The following is a 16,612-nucleotide window of genomic DNA, read 5'->3' on the forward strand; positions in this document are numbered from 1 at the left end:
CTATGAATATAAATTTAAGTTTAGAAATATGAATAAAAATCAAATGTTAGCTTGGTTAACGGCACAAGCAAGATGCTTGCGCTAGTGGAGAAATGCAAATAAACATTTGAATAGCAATCTCTCTTTGCTTACTTTTTTACTCCGCCGTCACGAGCGGGGACTTCGACAAGCTCAGTCCGACAATGTATGGTTTAAACTGGTTTTATCGAACACAGTCTGTCAAGTTGAGCTTGTCGAAGCTATATGCAGAAGTATTTTGGATTGGACTTCGGCAGAAACCTATGTGAGACGATTTAATTTTTGTCATATACTATAATCTATTTTATTAATAATTCAGAAAAAAGTACATTTGTTCAATTAACGCTTATAAAAATAAATAATATGAAGAGTTTTGGAGCAAGCAACATTTTTTTATTAGGAGATGATATTGAATGGGAAGAATTAGGAGGCGGAATAAAAAGAAAAATTATGGCCTATGATGATAGAATTATGCTTGTAAATGTTCATTTTGAAGCTGGAGGCGTTGGCACTTTGCATAGCCATTACCACTCACAAGTGACGTATGTGGCTAGCGGTGAGTTTGAATTTACAGTTGATAACGAAGTGAAATTAGTTAAAGAAGGAGATGCCCTTTATATCCCGCCAAATACCATGCATGGAACCATTTGTAAAAAAAGCGGTGTTTTAATAGACGTTTTTAGTCCTATAAGAGAAGATTTTATGCTATAGGTTCTTCACATGAGAAGAGTCTCTAACAATCAATTCAGCATCAAGTATTATTTTATTTAATGTTTGTTTCGTTTTTAGGTCGTTTACACGTTTTAAAAAGGTTTGTGCTGCCAGTTTTCCAATGTCATCACTGTGTTGGTTTATGCTGGAAATAGACGGGGTTACCATAGATGTAAAAGGTTCGTTACCAAAACCAACTAAAGCAATAGTATTAGGTATTTCAATGTTGTTTTCTTTTAACACTTGTAACGCCCCTAAAGCGGCATAATCTCCAGCAACATAAACGGCATCGGGTCTGTTTTTTAAGTTTAGCAGTTGCATCATTTTATCCCGACCGTCTTCTAAAGTAAGGCTGCTTTCTATTAGTAGTGCTTCATCTAATGGTAAATGATGTTTTTTAATAGCATCAATATAACCTCTTATTCTGTTATTAAAAATACGCGTATGCCTATAGCCACCAATATGTGCTATGCGTTTACAACCCTGTTGCACTAAATGCTCAACAATCATGTGGCTGCTGTCGTAATCATTTATACCAATATAATCGACATTCAAATCGTTTTCACCACGGTCAAATAGAATTAAGGGAATGCCTTTTGATTTAATTTTCTCGTAAAAATCTAAACTGATGGTTTCATTGGCCATGGAAGCAATGATGCCATCAACCTGTGTGAATAACAGCGTATCAATATTACGGCATTCTTTTTTATAAGATTCGTTCGATTGGGTAATGATAATATTATAACCTTCTTTATTTAAAACTTCTTCAATATTTTGAATCACCGAAGAAAAGAAGTGACTGTTGGTTCTGGGAACTATGACGCCTACCAAATTGCTTTTTCCTCTACGAAGCGCACTTGCTAGGTGATTGGGTTGATAATTTAAGTCTTTCGCCACCTTTTTTACAGCTTCCTTTGTTTTGGCACTTATGCGTGAATCATCATGCAATGCCTTTGAAACTGCTGCGGGAGAGATATTTAAAACGCTAGCAATGTCTTTTATGGTCGTTTTTTTTTTGTTTCTCAATTTTTTATATATTTTTGCTTAATCGTTTAAGCAAAAATAGTACATTAGTTTTTATAAACAAAATAGATAAGTTTATTTAATGTTTTTGTTATATTTACTAATAAGCCTTTGCTTAAACGTTTAAGCAAAATTTAATTTAACTAAATTTATAATTTAATAACATGAGTAGAGTAGTTACATTTGGTGAGATCATGCTACGATTAGCACCTCAAGGATTTTTAAGATTTTCTCAAGCAGACAATTTTGATGTTGTTTATGGCGGTGGAGAATCTAACGTAGCAGTATCATTAGCAAATTATGGTATTTCTGTAGATTTTATAACCCGTTTACCTAAAAATGACATTGGTGAATGTGCGATGATGGAAATGCGTAAAAGAGGTGTTGGTGTAGATAAAATTGTTTGGGGTGGAGACCGTTTAGGTATATATTTTTTGGAAACAGGAGCGGTATCTAGAGGTAGTAAAGTCGTTTATGACAGAGCACACTCTTCTATGGCTACAATTCAATCTGGTATGATTAATTGGGAAGAAGTATTTAAAGGTGTAGAGTGGTTCCACTGGACAGGTATTACACCAGCTATTTCCCAAAGTTCTGCCGATGTTTGTTTAGAAGCTGTTAAAGCGGCTAGCAAATTAGGTGTTACTATTTCAACCGACTTAAATTACCGTGCAAAGTTATGGAAATACGGTGGAGACCGTGAAGCTATCATGACTGAATTAACTTCTTATTGTGATGTTATTCTTGGTAACGAAGAAGATGCTGAAATGCACTTTGGCATTAAGCCAGAAGGAGCAGCAGTTCAAACGCATGGACATGATGTGAAGGCTGAAGCTTTCTTATCGGTTTGTCAACAAATGATGAAAAAATTCCCAAGAGCTAAAAAAGTAATCACAACGTTAAGAGGTTCTATTTCTGCATCTCACAACACATGGGCTGGGGTTTTATATGATGGTAAACAAATGTTACAAACCCGTCAATACCAAATTACCGATATTGTTGATAGAGTAGGTGGTGGAGATTCATTTATGGGTGGTTTAATATATGGATTATTAACGTATCCAGATAACGATCAAAATGCTTTAGATTTTGCCGTAGCGGCATCTTGTTTAAAACACACTATTAAAGGTGATGCTAACTTAGTAACTGTTGATGAAGTAACCAAACTTATGGGTGGTGATGCATCAGGTAGAGTTGCTCGATAATAAATTTATAGCCTGCAAGATTTTCAAAACCTTGCAGGCTTTTTAAATTTATTCTTTGGCTTCAACTAAATCTTTAAGATTCTTAATAGTGTATGAAAAAATCAATTGCGATTATTTGTGGTGGCGGTCCTGCACCAGGTATTAATACTGTTATAAGTACGGTTGCTAAAACCTTTATGAAAGATGGGTATGAGGTTATAGGCGTTCATCATGGATACCAAGGGCTACTTTCAGAGAATCCCGAAGTGAAAATTTTTGATTTCCATCATGCCGATCGTATTTTTAGTCGTGGAGGTTCTACTTTGATCATGAGTAGATTCAAACCCAAAGACAGCGATTTTAAAGCTGATTTTTTCAAAAAAAATAATGTAAAATTATTGGTAACTATTGGTGGAGACGATACAGCTTCAACCGCTAATAGATTAACAAAGTATCTTCAAACCCAGGATTTATCGGTTGCACACGTCCATGTTCCAAAAACCATAGATAACGATTTGCCTTTGCCAGATAGAAACCCAACATTTGGTTTTCATACAGCAAAAGATGAAGGTGTTCGTATAGGTAATACGGTTTATGAAGATGCCAGAACTAGCGAAAATTGGTTTGTTATGTCGGCCATGGGTCGTTCTGCAGGTCATTTAGCTTTCGGAATTGCTTCGGCTTGTCACTTTCAAATGATGATTATCCCAGAAATGTTTAACAAAACAACGATTACATTCGATAAGATAATCAATATGATTATTTCTTCAATCGTTAAATGTAAATTAGAAGGTGTTGAATATGGGGTCGCTTTGGTAAGTGAAGGCGTTTTTCATTTTATGGATGAAAAAGAAATCATAAATTCAGGTATAAACTTTACGTATGATGATCATGGGCATCCAGAATTAGGTAACGTCAGTAAATCGCATATCTTTAACTATTTATTACAAGTTAAATTAAAGGAACTGGGACTAGTCGTAAAATCAAGACCAGTAGAACTTGGTTACGAATTAAGATGTTGTAATCCCATTGCATTCGATTTAACTTTGTGTACCCTACTAGGTATAGGCGTTAAAAAATTGTATGACCAAGGTATTTCAGGTTGTATTGTTAGTGCAAACTCAAGGGGAGATATTACACCGTTATTTTTAAAGGATTTTGAGGATGAAAACGGAAAGATTCCACCACGGTTGGTAGACATCAATTCTGATATGGCACAACTGTTCATCAATAATTTATTCTATATTCAAGAGAAAGATTACCAACAAGCAAAAAAATATGTCCCCAATCCAGAGGCATATGATTTTAAGAAAATATTAAACTGGAATTAAAAAAATAAAAACAATAAAAATGGCACAATTTTCAAGATTAGAAGTAGCTCAAGCCATGAAAGATACAGGGATGATTCCTTTGTTTTTTCATAATGACATTGAGTTAAGTAAAAGGGTATTAAAAGCTTGCTACGATGGTGGCGCAAGATTAATGGAATTTACGGCGCGTGGTGATTTTGCTCACGAGGTTTTTGGTGAATTAACCAAATATGCTATTAAAGAATTACCAGGCATGATCATGGGTGTTGGTTCTGTTACCGATGGAGCTGCAGCATCTTTATACATGGCTTTAGGAGCAAACTTTATAGTAACTCCTGTTTTAAGAGAGGATATCGCCATTGCTTGTAACCGTAAAAAAGTATTATGGTCTCCAGGCTGTGGAACATTAACCGAAATAGCTAGAGCAGAAGAGTTAGGTTGCGAAATAGTAAAACTTTTCCCTGGTGATATTTACGGGCCACAATTCGTAAAAGGAATAAAAGGACCACAACCTTGGACAAGCATTATGCCTACAGGTGGTGTATCTCCAACAGAAGAAAATCTAAAAGGTTGGTTTGATGCTGGTGTAACTTGTGTAGGTATGGGATCTCAGTTAATTTCTAAAGACATTATAGCTAACAAGGATTATGCAAAACTAGAGCAAGACGTAAGAAATGCACTTGCAATTGTTAAAGCTGTTAGAAAATAATTGAACAAGTTATTATAATTTTTATAAAAGGAAAAAGCTGAACTTAATAGTTTGGCTTTTTTTATTCCACGCGTTTGTAATTTTCGGCATATATAGGGTGACCTAAGCTATCAATTTCAACTTGGGTAAATGAGTTTTCGTCAATTGTTATATCGAAAATAAATTTCTTTTTTGCTTTTATACGGCTACTCATAGCATGAGAACCATAATCTAAAACTTCGGTTAATGTACCATCTTTAAAAGTATAATCTCCAACTCCAAACCAGTCTAAAGAGTCCCATGCCCGTAATCTGCTCCACATAATCTTAGTTTTAGAAAACATCTTCATTTGTTTGTATACGTTGGAAGATTTTATAGTATCTACAGAACCATCTTGTTTATAGTTCAAAAAGCTAACTAATTCCCATGCACCTTCTAAAGAATGTTCTTTTATAGGCTGTTCAACGTTTTTATTGTTGTTACAGGAAAATATAAAGGACGTACAGAAAATAAGTATAAATGTTTTCATAAATGAAGAGTTTAATTAATAATCATACTACTACAAGTTACGAAAAAAACGGGAGAAATAAAATATTGGATAATAAGTACTTATACGATGATAATATCTTTTGATAATTTTAATGCAAGTTTTGAGTCAAAAATTCTACTTTTGTTAAGATTAAAATTAATAGTGATTATGTCAGATACAATTGAAAAAGTAAAATGTTTAATAATTGGTTCGGGACCAGCAGGATATACCGCAGCGATTTATGCCGCTAGAGCCAACATGAAGCCCGTTTTATATCAAGGAACCCAACCAGGAGGTCAATTAACAACGACCAATGAAGTTGAAAATTTCCCTGGGTATCCAGATGGTATCACAGGACCAGAAATGATGTTGGAGTTACAAAAGCAAGCAGAACGCTTTGAAACCGATGTGCGTGATGGCTGGGTTACTAAAGTAGATTTCTCGGGCGATGTACATAAAGTATGGGTTAATGAAACTAAGGAAATTCATTGTGATACAGTTATTATTTCAACAGGAGCATCTGCTAAATATTTAGGTTTAGATTCTGAACAGAAATATTTAAAATTAGGAGGCGGTGTTTCAGCTTGTGCTGTTTGTGATGGGTTCTTTTATAGAAATCAAGAAGTAGTTATTGTAGGTGCTGGCGATTCGGCTTGTGAAGAGGCGCACTATCTTTCTAAATTATGTAAAAAAGTAACCATGTTGGTAAGACGTGATGAATTTAGAGCGTCAAAAATTATGGCTAACAGGGTTAAGAACACACCAAATATCGAAATATTGTTTAATACGGAAACTGATGAGGTTTTAGGTGACGGACAAGTAGTTACAGGTGTAAGGGCTTTTAATAATAAAACCAATGAAAAACACGTAATTCCCGCAACAGGATTTTTTGTAGCAATTGGTCATAAACCAAACACAGATATATTTAAAGGTTTTTTAAATTTAGATGAAACAGGCTATATTATAAATGTACCCGGAACTTCAAAAACTAATATTGAAGGCGTATTTGTGTCGGGTGACGCTGCAGATCATGTTTACAGACAAGCCGTTACCGCTGCTGGAACAGGATGTATGGCTGCGCTTGATGCAGAACGTTATTTAGCAGGTAAAGACGCTACGTTTGAAGTTTCTACATCAACTTATAATTAAATAACAACTTTTATTATATGTACAAGCCGGACTTTGCTTCGGCTTTTATTTTTTTATAGGTATTCTTTATGCATTTTATTTTTAATTTTTTAATAAAATGTGTTTTCTTTGCACCAAATTTTAAACGGGATGTGGCCCTTCGGAAAGTTCACGATAAACGACACTTTATCACAGTTAGAACTTCCATAAACCATGATTAACTATTTAGTGATAGTCATCACTTAAATGTAATTTCGGGATGTGGCGCAGTCCGGTAGCGTATCACGCCGATGGCGTGATGGTCGCCAAAAAAAATAATGGTTTTGCAATATGTTGTTTATATCATTTACAGCGAAAGTATAAATAGGTATTATGTAGGGCAGACTAATGATTTGTCAAAGCGCTTAAAAGTCCACAATAGTGGAGGGAAGAAATTTACATCCAGGGGAATACCTTGGGAACTGAAAAAGTATTATAATTGTAACTCTCGATCAGAGGCGGTGCAATTGGAACGAAAAATAAAAAAGCGAGGTATAAAAAGATACCTGTTGGAAAATTAATTCGGGATGTGGCGCAGTCCGGTAGCGTACACGGCTGGGGGCCGTGTGGTCGCAGGTTCAAATCCTGTCATCCCGACGAACCCTATTTTTATAAAATTAGAACACTGTTAATTATATGATTTTCAGTGTTTTAATTTTTTTTGATATCATTTGAAATCAATTGAAATCAACAAAAAGGTGTACAATTCGGTGAATCACTTCTTATCAAAATTGTCGTAATTTTAAAGAGCTTTTAAGAGCAATTTGACTTTTGTTTTACAACCAAAATTGTTTAACTTAAAACTCGCAAAATGAAGACAAACACCACATTTTCAGTACTTTTCTTCACAAGAAAATTATCCAAGTCCGCAGATAAATTATCAATTTATGCACGTGTTACTATTAATGGAAAACGGGCAGAAATTAGTTTAAAACGAATCGTCCAAATTAACGATTGGGATAATAATAAGGGAAAATGTAGGGGAAATACATCAAAAATAAGATTTTTAAACGCCTATCTGGATGAGGTACATAGTAAATTATTGGATTGCCAAAAACAATTATTTGCGGAAGGTAAAATGGTTTCTGCCACTGCCGTAAAGGCAAGATACTTGGGTGAAGATGAAAACCATAAGACTTTAAGGGATATTATCAAATACCATAATACAAACATGGTTGATGTTTTAAAGTTCGGCACCATGAAGAATTATTACACTACTGAAAAATACCTATATACATTTTTAGCTGATGAACTAAAGACAAATGATATTTATTTAAAGCAACTAAACCATAGGTTCATTTGTGATTTTGAGATTTTTTTAAGGAACAGCAGGAATTCGAAAAACGAATTGACCTTAACCAATAACGGTGTGATGAAGCATTTGGAACGCTTAAAAAAAATGATAAATCTTGCCTGCAAATTGGAATGGATAAATAAAAACCCATTTCAACTTTTTCAGCTTAAATTCAAAAAATTTGATAGACAGTATCTTTCGGAAAGGGAACTGGAACGAATTGAAAGTACGCTTTTCACAAAAGAGGCATTGGAACGGGTTAAGGATTGTTTTTTGTTTTCATGTTATACAGGGCTGTCTTATGTTGATGTTAAGATGCTTAAAAGCAATCATATCTCTAGAGGTATTGATAATAACTATTGGATTTTTACCAAACGGGAAAAAACAAATGAAACGGTTAAGATTCCCATTTTACCTAAAGCTTTAGAAATCATAAATAAGTACAAAACGTTTTCAGAATATATGAATGGTGAAAATGTATTGCCACTTTATTCCAATCAGAAAATCAATGTTTATTTAAAGGATATAGCCAAGGACTGCGGCATCCATAAGAATCTGACCTTCCATGTCGCCAGACACACGTTTGCTACGACTGTCATGCTATCCAATGGCGTGCCTTTAGAAACCGTATCAAAGCTTTTGGGACACAGCAAGCTATCGACCACACAAATCTATGCTAGGGTAGTGGAAACCAAGATAAGCGAGGACATAGGCAACCTATTACAGCGATTTGAAACAAAAAAGCAACAATCAGAACAACAAACCAAAACAACATTTTTTCAGGGCTGAAATTGAATTCCCTTTCAATGCGCTCTTCACAAGAAAACGGGAGCGTATTGAAAGGGAATTTTATTATTTATATGAAGGCTAGGAGTCTTCGGGACGTGGCAAAATTACACACAACGTTTCTCGCATTGAATAGGAGCAGAAATAGGGGCAGAGTTTTTTCCGCTGAGATAGAATTTTCTTGGTTTGAAAAATGCTACAACTTACTAAAAAAAACAGGTATTTAGCAAATGCGGTGTTAGAGGCAGGTTTTCTATTTGTTGCCATAAATTGTCCAATTCAATTTAATTTCTGATAGTTTTTCGTACTCTGTAATTTTTCGCATTATTGACTTTTTATGTTCGGCACCAATTAAAAACACTGCTTGATTATATTGGTTTCCTTTGCTGTAATTGTAAATATTCTGAAGCATTGCGTTTTCGCGATTATCGTATTGTTCTGCGTGAAATAATTTGTAAATATTAAGTAATCTATTCTTCTGGATTTCAGATTCCATAATATTTTTTTCTAGAACCTCCTTTTCATTTAATAAGTCTAAAAATTTATTGCTATTGAGAAAATGAAAACCTTCCTGTGCTATCAAAGCCTCTTTCTCATTATCTAACTTTTTATAATCTTCGTATTTGAAGAATGTATGAATCATAAAGTGAATTTCCTGTTGGTATTTAGATAATTTTTGGGTTACATCAATATCGACAGGAAAAATTTTAATGTTATAGTTTTCTTTATATCTTTTGATACATTTTACTTCAAGAGGTACTACTGGAGGATGCCGATTAAGCAAAATGTTGTTGGCACAATACATATCAAACGAGTCGCTATAATACATATCAGAAAAACGGGTCGTCAATTCATCAAAAATCACCTCGGGATTTATAGGTTCGATAATCTTGTGCAATTCATCAGAATTACATTGTCCATTTTCCAAATGTATAGTACCAATAAGGGTTATATTATACATCTTTTGTAGTTAACCTCTCGGTCTCTCTTTTTTAGTCCACAAACTTGCCTCTAACTTTTCTCAGCTACACCCAGTCAGGGGATTTTTAGCACTGCACCTTATATGAGGCAAACAGTTTAAATTTAGCACAAATTTTCATAAGAAGCCGTTAGCCCCGCCTGACGCAAAACTGCTGTTGCAGATTGTGATTTACGTGTCTATTCGTCAAATGTGAAATTCGTTTTATAAATTCATTTTCGTTTTCAATAAGTTCTCCCATCGTTTGATTTTCAAAAACAAAGACTCCATCAACCACAAAGTGAACTTCATTATTATTATCACCATATAAAGTTTCAGTATGAGAATATTCAAAGTCTATTTTCTTTGATAATGGGTAAATCAAACCGCTTGCGATTAAATCGTCCTGATAATAACCAGAATAAGAATGTATTTGATGCAAATCCGCTCTATCAATGTCTTTGCTCTGCATTTCCATTTTTTTGAATTTTGCATCAAGAGCAATAATTTTCCCGCTTGTTTTATGTGTCATTATTAAATCTGGAAACATAGACCTGCGATAGAATTGTTTTTGATAAATTGGAATTTCTACTTGACCGCTTACAAACCATTCGGGGAAGTTTCTATTTAAAAGTTTTTCAAGATATAGTTCATACAATTCTGCAATGTCAAATAGGTAGCCTGTTGTTGCTATATCTTGCCTTTCATTATTGAGCATTAAATCTTTATTTAGCAAAATTATTTCGGCATACTCCAATACTTTTTTAAAACCACGATACATTGGATTGTATATCGTTTGATGTGTTTTAGCTTTTCGTATTGTTTCATAGCTTACAAAACGTCCCGAATACTGCTGTTTTAATTGTTGGTTCAATCCAAGTAAGCGGCTGTGAATTTCTTTTCCAAAAACATTTTCTAATTTTCTCAATGCTAAATATAGAACATCTACGATTTCCTGAACATACATTCGCTCTCTGAAAGTTGTAGTTAGTTTTCCCTGAAACGGAATATCTCTTTTTAAGTAGTCGTTAAAGTCTATACTGCCTCTTACTTTGTGGCTTCTTTCTTGATGTTTTTGGTATTGTTGTGGTAAACCTAAGACAACAGCTTTTTCTAATGATTGAATAAATAAGTGAGCTATTATAAACAAAAACTGATTTTCTGTTTCGTCCTTTTTAGCGTTGATTTGCTCGTTATCAACATAAATATCATTTACTAAATTGAGCATACGCTTTAAAAAAGTGTCACCATACTTTGTTGTAATATTGATTTTACAACCCTTGTGAAAAAGAACACCAGCGTATAAACCAGTCTGAATAAAATATTCTTTCTCTTTTCCTTCCTTTTCTTTGGAATAAAGTTTTAGAATAAGACGTTCTTCGTCTTGCTCAAAAAAACGATTACGTTTGAAATTGAATACTTTGACTTGCTTTAGTTGTTCTGCTCCAAGTTTTAACTCATAAACAGAAGAAAATATTTGTTGCAAATATTTAACGCCTGACCTTTTTACGTTGAAAATATTCCCCAAATCCGCTTCTGGAATAGGTGCTTCTTCGTAAAAATTATGATTGACAGGTACGCTAATTCTCATTTTATTTCAATGTTTCTTTAAATTTATTCAAGGCTTCATCTAACTTATTGTCTAATTCACTTTCCGCAAATACAGCTCTTAAATATTCTTTCAATGTTGGGCGTAGATACAAGTTGAATAAAACTTCTACATTGTTTGGGGTAATTTCTTTTCGTTTAGAAATGCCGCTTATCTTCATAAAAAAGGAATGACCAAATTCATACGATTTGCCTAATCCCAATTCATTAGAAATATAATTGTTTAATTTTTCGCAAGATTTTATATATTGACCAATATTGCTAAATTCCTCTTTGCCTCTAAAACGTGTTTCTTCTTCAATTACTTCGTAATCGCAATCTTTTCTTATCCACTTAAATCTTCTGCGAAGTGCTAAATCGAAAGCGTCAATGCTTTTGTCAACATCATTCATCATTCCTATGAAAAACACATTTTCAGGAACACCAAATTTCACCTCATTATTATCAATACAGTAAGCTAAATGTTTATATTTTTCGCTGTCTTCGTTAATTAAATCTTCAATAAGAGTTGAATATTGAGTTCTAAGTAAATTCTTATTGTTTTTGCTGTCGTGGCGATAATCTTTTTCCAAAAGTGATAAGGTTTCTCCAAATACAGTTGAAAGATTGGCTCTATTTATTTCGTCCACTACGAAATAAAAAGCCTTTTCAGGGTTATTTTTAGCTTTAATGCAAAAGTTCTTAAAAACTCCGTTTACTAATTCAAAACGGATATTTCCGTCTTTTGAAACACCTTTGGGTTTTATTCCTTCAATGAAATCTTCGTAGGTAAATGACGGATGAAACTGTAATATTTCGTATCTAGAACTGTCGCCTTGACAAACAAAATCCAAACTATTGATTACTGAATATGTTTTACCGGTTCCTGGTGGTCCATACATTATTACGTTTGGATTGTTTAAGTCAGCAATAGCTTTTGAATTTCCATAACGCCACAAAAAACGTGAGAGTAAAATAAGTTCGCCTTTGTCCTGTTCGTTTATACCTAATAGTTTTTTTGCGACAATACAAACGTGATGGTTTTTGGTGAGAATTCCTTCGGAATCACTATCAATAAATTCGTTGTATAATTCGTCTAGCCATTGTGTAGAATAGATATATAAAAAGTCTGATAGATTATCTAAAACAGTTAATTTCATCAAAATCTGTTTAGCACTATAACCTGTATCTTCTACCAAACGTATTTTTTCTAACGGGTCAGATGTCGAAGCAATGCTCCGAAATAGATTTTTGATGTAGTCGTTGAAGTAAGTTTCCGCTTCTTGTCGAGTGGCATTCTGCTTTTTTTGACTTTTGATAAAATACGTTTGGTTGTCATTATTAAGTTTTACTTCAAAATTTTCTGCATTACCTGGTTTAGAAGAACCTAAAACAGTTCGAGTTGTACGTTCCAAAAAATTGCATAAATAGCCTCCGGGCATTGTTGCTGTAGCACTTCCTAAAGTATTTGTGTAATCGTCTAAACTTAATGTGTTATTTACAATTTTATCCCTGTATAGTTTCCATTGTGTAATCAAATGGTCAATCTCTTGATTATTAAATCTCTTATCTTCTTCTTTGGTTTCACTTTTGAATTTGTTCCAAAGGGCTTTGATTTGAGATTGTCTTTCTTCCGATAATTTTATGTTTGCCATTAGTTGTTTGATAATTTGTTTGTTTAATTCAGCCGATAATGAGTTCACAATTTTATTGTCTGCTTCAACTTCGTTGGGTTTTAAATGATATAGTGTAGCAGGTTGTTTTGATTCTCCCCAAGTGCTATCATTGAAGTCAAGCCATAATTCGTCTAGACGTTCTTTAGGAATTGTAAATTTTAATTTTCGGTTTTGTGATGTGTTGGGTGTTCCGTCCACATACTCATATCTTGCTTCAGAATCTACAATTCCACACAAGAAGAATTTTTTATTTGAGTTTTGTCCTTGCGCAATAAGAATTACATCGCCAATACGAATTTCATTTTTAAACATTTGACCAAAACGATGCTTGTCGTCATATCCAATAAATGCTCGTTTTAAATCTTGTATAGAGTCTTTCCAGTCCGCCTCATCTTCTCCATTCATAACATTTGGAGATAATATCCAATACTTTCGTTTCATTTATGATTTAATTTTCTTTGGTTGTGGGTGTCCTACCATAGCCTCTAATTTGTTTATATAATGAGATTTTATATTCTTACTCAACCATATTTGACGGTATGTGAATGTTTTTGTACATAACATATTTTACCACCCTATAAAAAGAAGAAAATTCTTTATGCAATTTAGTAGTATTTTATAAACAATCAAACAGTTTTATTTTTTTTCTAATTAATCAAAAGTGTAAATCGAATTGGGTTTCATTTAATGTTTACTTACAAACGTTAAATGCTAAGCAAGTTAAGGTAGGATATAGGCAACCTACATGCAGCGATTTGAAACAAAAAAGCAACAATTGGAGTAACAAGCCAAAACAACATTTTTTCAGGGCTGAAATAGAATTCCCTTTCAATGCGCTCTTCACAAGAAAACGGGAGCGTATTGAAAGGGAATTTTATAAGATTAACAGACAAATAGAAATCTAAGATTTGCGTTATATGTAGTTTTTGAATTTTCTATAGAGGCTGAATGTAATAATGGAGAAACAAAATTAAAAAACTAAAAAGCTTGAAGCGGGAAAATTTCTTAATGAATATACTATTTTTTCGTAAATATGATTGAATGAAATTATTAATGTCAAAAGATATTGATCAAATTTTTAATTCTATTAACTTATTTCTAATTAATTTCCTTTTCTATACCTTCGAGGAGTTCACTAACAGTTAACTTAAGCCCATGAGAGATTCTCATGAGGGTGCTTATTTTCATTTCTTGGTCTCCTCTCATGTACTTACGGAGATTTTCGACATCCATATTCGCATCATGTGCCACATCTTTTTGTACCAATGAAGTTGATTTAATGGTGTTTTTTATCCTTTTTCCTAAGGCATCTACAACTGGATGATATTCTTTTTTCTTATGCGTCTTCATGAGAATGAAATTAAAACAATCAGATTATATTTAAAGGATTGTTTATAATCAGGTTGTATACAACCGAAATTTTATTATATTTGTCTAGTATTGATGTGTTTGTGATTATTCAAATTAAAATATTTAGAAACATTCGCTTAGAATCTTGAACGGAAAACTGGTAATTTAAAGGAACATGATAAGTAAGATACTCTCGTCTCTCAATGGGCGTGGGCTCACTTATTGTAGCACGGTATACCAGTACCTCTGATGCAGTAAGCTGAGTTCCATGCCTTTTTTTTGTTTCTATATACAAATGGATTAATGGAGTATTGGCCTTGTTTTTCAGGCAACTTCAACTTTGCAGACATTAAAAAGAAGCATGTATTAACCCAAAACCTGACCCTCATGGAAGACAACAAGAAACCTATAGACCCCAACTCCTTTATATTGCCACAGCACGATATTCTAGACTCACTGGCACTATTGCTGGAGAGGTCAAGCCTCAGCAATGCCGTTAAAGAACACTGTGGCACGGCACTCAAGGTTATGGGCATTATATATACCGACCTGGCATACAACACGGGAACACAGCTTTTATTAAGAAAGGAATTCGACACGTTCTATGAATCGTTACCAAGCGTATATTTTACCAATAGGGAACTGGTATCCATCTATACGCTGACCAAGAACATAAAAGGGTGCATCGAAACTAATGATGTGGTGGCTATTGGCAGGGAAGGCACAAAGCCATGAAGCAAGGCGGAAAAGAACTGACACTTAAGGACTACAACAAACTTTTTAAGAGCCTGTATCCACAACTATGCGTGTTCGCATACAAGTACCTCGATAGTTTGGAAACTTCAAAAGACATCGTTCAGGAGGTATTTATCAAGGTATGGGAAGACAGAACCGTTTTTCATGATGAAGGTCATACCACGGGATATTTTTATAAAGCCGTAAGGAATAAATGTCTCAACCACCTTAAGAGCAAACAGCATCTGCTCACAGAGCGTTATGGACAGGAAAACATGGAAATCTATGGCACGGAAGAATTCCTTATGTCCGAGGCCGTAATCGTGGAAACTACCGTTATCATAGAAGACGCCATCAGGGCACTACCGGTCAAAGCAGCCCAGGTGATAAGGCTCAGCATCAAAGATTATACAAACGATGAGATCGCCAAGGCACTGTCCATCTCTGTCAATACGGTGAAAGACCATAAAAAAGTGGCATACCGAAAATTAAGAAAGCTTCTTGGTTTTTTAAGGCAGGTTCTGGGTTTTTGGGCTGTTGGCTAGCTAGTCCCATAACACCATTAAGACCACTTTCCACGGTTGCATGGAAATAGGGTTTTTACGCCAACAGGGCAACCGTTTTTAAAGTGATGGATTCAGGGGCTGTGATTAAAAACCGTTTTTTTGTGTTAGTTCCAAACTGAGCGAGGGGAATCCATCGCTTTAAAAACGCAGCAAGCCCGCCCAAAGCGGGTGCGGTAGAAAACAGTTTAAGCCATACCGTTTTTCAATGCCATGTATTCCTGTTCGGTTATTTTCATGACATAGGAATTGGTACTAAAGGTATGTTTTACTGGTTTGAATTTTTCGACCATATCCTTGAATCTATGCTTAAGCTCATGGAGCTCGGTCTGCTTTTTAAAATAGGCATCACGGTAATAAGTGAGTTCTTCTTTTTCCGTGATTAATTTTGGTTCTGGGAAGTCTTTTTTTTCGGTTTTCAAAGGTTGCATATCTTCCACTTCCTCAAATAAAGATTCAAGCATTTTCTTGGTTGGCTTCAATTGGGTTTCTTCAACATTTTTTAGAATGGAGACAATGGCATCCATGCGCTTGTCCAATATATTGGATAAAGACGTAGTGCCCGTTCTTAAGGTGTCATAGGGAGATAGATGGTTGTCCTCAAAAAAGGCAATCATAAAATCCAGCGTTTCGGAATAACTTGGACTTGTTTTTTTAGAATATTTTTTAAATTTATCAATGGTTTTTCTCTTTAGCCGAATCGTATTAAAATCATCCATAATTTATTGGATTGTTACAATGAAACATTGGTTTTACTGGGGTGAAAATCGAATTTACTGCAAATTTAAGAAACAGCAAAGAAATTCATGGTTTAATTAATTGAATATCAAATAAATGTGAATCAGTAACATCGCGCAGCGTGTTACCCTCTTGCTATTCCTTTCTAAATTCATATTTCCACTTTTCTAGACACTTTATGGTTGTAAATTTAATGGGTTTATAACTTATTATTGGGGAATACTATTCTTAGTTAATAATCAAAATAGAATTGCATCTTTTCTTTTTCAAGTTGTTTCACCATGAAAGTGTGTTC

At 34.2% G+C, this 16,612-nt stretch carries 16 protein-coding genes and 1 tRNA gene; 10 read left to right on the plus strand and 7 right to left on the minus strand.

Annotated features, from left to right (window positions below):
• The first annotated feature begins 381 nt into the window (after positions 1–381).
• Positions 382–729, plus strand: a complete 348-nt coding sequence (locus CJ739_RS15130) for a cupin domain-containing protein (protein ID WP_117176798.1) — start codon at positions 382–384, stop codon at positions 727–729.
• Here CJ739_RS15130 and CJ739_RS15135 read toward each other — a convergent pair.
• Positions 724–1,755: a LacI family DNA-binding transcriptional regulator gene (locus CJ739_RS15135; RefSeq protein ID WP_117176800.1), complete on the minus strand. Its 1,032-nt coding sequence runs from the start codon at positions 1,753–1,755 to the stop codon at positions 724–726. The genes CJ739_RS15130 and CJ739_RS15135 overlap by 6 nt on opposite strands.
• 161 nt (positions 1,756–1,916) lie before the next feature.
• Here CJ739_RS15135 and CJ739_RS15140 point away from each other — a divergent pair, with 161 nt between their 5' ends.
• The 3 genes from CJ739_RS15140 (at position 1,917) to CJ739_RS15150 (ending at position 4,955) form a co-directional block, all read left to right on the plus strand.
• The gene (locus CJ739_RS15140) at positions 1,917–2,957 is read left to right on the plus strand and encodes a sugar kinase (RefSeq protein WP_117176802.1); all 1,041 of its coding nucleotides are present in this window, start codon (positions 1,917–1,919) and stop codon (positions 2,955–2,957) included.
• 92 nt (positions 2,958–3,049) lie between these two features.
• On the plus strand, positions 3,050–4,267 hold the full coding sequence (locus tag CJ739_RS15145) for a 6-phosphofructokinase (RefSeq protein WP_117176804.1): 1,218 nt from the start codon (positions 3,050–3,052) through the stop codon (positions 4,265–4,267).
• A gap of 19 nt (positions 4,268–4,286) precedes the next feature.
• On the plus strand, positions 4,287–4,955 hold the full coding sequence (locus CJ739_RS15150; RefSeq protein ID WP_117176806.1) for a bifunctional 4-hydroxy-2-oxoglutarate aldolase/2-dehydro-3-deoxy-phosphogluconate aldolase: 669 nt from the start codon (positions 4,287–4,289) through the stop codon (positions 4,953–4,955).
• A 61-nt stretch (positions 4,956–5,016) separates the two neighbouring features.
• Here the strand turns inward: CJ739_RS15150 and CJ739_RS15155 are convergent, their stop codons facing one another.
• Positions 5,017–5,463, minus strand: coding sequence for a hypothetical protein (locus CJ739_RS15155; RefSeq protein WP_117176808.1), 447 nt, complete (start codon positions 5,461–5,463; stop codon positions 5,017–5,019).
• Between the two features lie 168 nt (positions 5,464–5,631).
• Here CJ739_RS15155 and trxB point away from each other — a divergent pair, with 168 nt between their 5' ends.
• From trxB to CJ739_RS15175, 4 genes are all read left to right on the plus strand, one after another.
• Complete coding sequence (gene trxB, locus CJ739_RS15160; RefSeq protein WP_117179038.1) at positions 5,632–6,612, plus strand: thioredoxin-disulfide reductase; 981 nt, start codon at positions 5,632–5,634, stop codon at positions 6,610–6,612.
• A gap of 296 nt (positions 6,613–6,908) precedes the next feature.
• Positions 6,909–7,151 carry a GIY-YIG nuclease family protein gene (locus CJ739_RS15165; RefSeq protein WP_205419369.1) on the plus strand — a complete coding sequence of 81 codons (243 nt, stop codon included), beginning with the start codon at positions 6,909–6,911 and terminating at the stop codon, positions 7,149–7,151.
• Between the two features lie 2 nt (positions 7,152–7,153).
• Positions 7,154–7,227, plus strand: a tRNA-Pro gene (locus CJ739_RS15170).
• A gap of 214 nt (positions 7,228–7,441) precedes the next feature.
• Positions 7,442–8,713, plus strand: coding sequence for a site-specific integrase (locus CJ739_RS15175; protein ID WP_117176810.1), 1,272 nt, complete (start codon positions 7,442–7,444; stop codon positions 8,711–8,713).
• A 250-nt stretch (positions 8,714–8,963) separates the two neighbouring features.
• Here CJ739_RS15175 and CJ739_RS15185 read toward each other — a convergent pair whose 3' ends face one another.
• From CJ739_RS15185 to CJ739_RS15200, 4 genes are all read right to left on the minus strand, one after another.
• Complete coding sequence (locus CJ739_RS15185; protein WP_117176814.1) at positions 8,964–9,671, minus strand: hypothetical protein; 708 nt, start codon at positions 9,669–9,671, stop codon at positions 8,964–8,966.
• A 148-nt stretch (positions 9,672–9,819) separates the two neighbouring features.
• Complete coding sequence (locus CJ739_RS15190; RefSeq protein ID WP_117176816.1) at positions 9,820–11,259, minus strand: McrC family protein; 1,440 nt, start codon at positions 11,257–11,259, stop codon at positions 9,820–9,822.
• Position 11,260: 1 nt separating this feature from the next.
• Positions 11,261–13,372 (minus strand): AAA family ATPase, encoded by a 2,112-nt coding sequence (locus CJ739_RS15195; protein ID WP_117176818.1) that lies wholly within the window; start codon positions 13,370–13,372, stop codon positions 11,261–11,263.
• A gap of 657 nt (positions 13,373–14,029) precedes the next feature.
• Positions 14,030–14,281, minus strand: coding sequence for a helix-turn-helix domain-containing protein (locus CJ739_RS15200; protein WP_117176820.1), 252 nt, complete (start codon positions 14,279–14,281; stop codon positions 14,030–14,032).
• Between the two features lie 303 nt (positions 14,282–14,584).
• Here CJ739_RS15200 and CJ739_RS15205 point away from each other — a divergent pair, with 303 nt between their 5' ends.
• The gene (locus CJ739_RS15205) at positions 14,585–15,016 is read left to right on the plus strand and encodes a hypothetical protein (protein ID WP_117176822.1); all 432 of its coding nucleotides are present in this window, start codon (positions 14,585–14,587) and stop codon (positions 15,014–15,016) included.
• A complete protein-coding gene (locus CJ739_RS15210; protein WP_117176824.1) occupies positions 15,013–15,561 on the plus strand; it encodes an RNA polymerase sigma-70 factor in 549 nt (182 codons plus the stop codon). The genes CJ739_RS15205 and CJ739_RS15210 overlap by 4 nt, the downstream gene beginning before the upstream one ends.
• Before the next feature lie 206 nt (positions 15,562–15,767).
• On the opposite strand, the gene CJ739_RS15215 is transcribed toward CJ739_RS15210, so the two are convergent.
• Positions 15,768–16,298: a BfmA/BtgA family mobilization protein gene (locus tag CJ739_RS15215; protein WP_117176826.1), complete on the minus strand. Its 531-nt coding sequence runs from the start codon at positions 16,296–16,298 to the stop codon at positions 15,768–15,770.
• Positions 16,299–16,612: the final 314 nt, after the last annotated feature.

Source organism: Mariniflexile sp. TRM1-10, from assembly GCF_003425985.1.
In the GTDB taxonomy this organism is placed as follows: domain Bacteria; phylum Bacteroidota; class Bacteroidia; order Flavobacteriales; family Flavobacteriaceae; genus Mariniflexile.

Coding starts and splice junctions, on each gene's coding strand:
- CJ739_RS15130 (WP_117176798.1), top strand. CDS start 382: ATGAAGAGTTTTGGAGCAAGCAACATTTTTTTATTAGGAGATGATATT.
- CJ739_RS15140 (WP_117176802.1), top strand. CDS start 1,917: ATGAGTAGAGTAGTTACATTTGGTGAGATCATGCTACGATTAGCACCT.
- CJ739_RS15145 (WP_117176804.1), top strand. CDS start 3,050: ATGAAAAAATCAATTGCGATTATTTGTGGTGGCGGTCCTGCACCAGGT.
- CJ739_RS15150 (WP_117176806.1), top strand. CDS start 4,287: ATGGCACAATTTTCAAGATTAGAAGTAGCTCAAGCCATGAAAGATACA.
- CJ739_RS15155 (WP_117176808.1), bottom strand. CDS start 5,463: ATGAAAACATTTATACTTATTTTCTGTACGTCCTTTATATTTTCCTGT.
- trxB (WP_117179038.1), top strand. CDS start 5,632: ATGTCAGATACAATTGAAAAAGTAAAATGTTTAATAATTGGTTCGGGA.
- CJ739_RS15165 (WP_205419369.1), top strand. CDS start 6,909: ATGGTTTTGCAATATGTTGTTTATATCATTTACAGCGAAAGTATAAAT.
- CJ739_RS15175 (WP_117176810.1), top strand. CDS start 7,442: ATGAAGACAAACACCACATTTTCAGTACTTTTCTTCACAAGAAAATTA.
- CJ739_RS15185 (WP_117176814.1), bottom strand. CDS start 9,671: ATGTATAATATAACCCTTATTGGTACTATACATTTGGAAAATGGACAA.
- CJ739_RS15190 (WP_117176816.1), bottom strand. CDS start 11,259: ATGAGAATTAGCGTACCTGTCAATCATAATTTTTACGAAGAAGCACCT.
- CJ739_RS15195 (WP_117176818.1), bottom strand. CDS start 13,372: ATGAAACGAAAGTATTGGATATTATCTCCAAATGTTATGAATGGAGAA.
- CJ739_RS15200 (WP_117176820.1), bottom strand. CDS start 14,281: ATGAAGACGCATAAGAAAAAAGAATATCATCCAGTTGTAGATGCCTTA.
- CJ739_RS15205 (WP_117176822.1), top strand. CDS start 14,585: ATGGAGTATTGGCCTTGTTTTTCAGGCAACTTCAACTTTGCAGACATT.
- CJ739_RS15210 (WP_117176824.1), top strand. CDS start 15,013: ATGAAGCAAGGCGGAAAAGAACTGACACTTAAGGACTACAACAAACTT.
- CJ739_RS15215 (WP_117176826.1), bottom strand. CDS start 16,298: ATGGATGATTTTAATACGATTCGGCTAAAGAGAAAAACCATTGATAAA.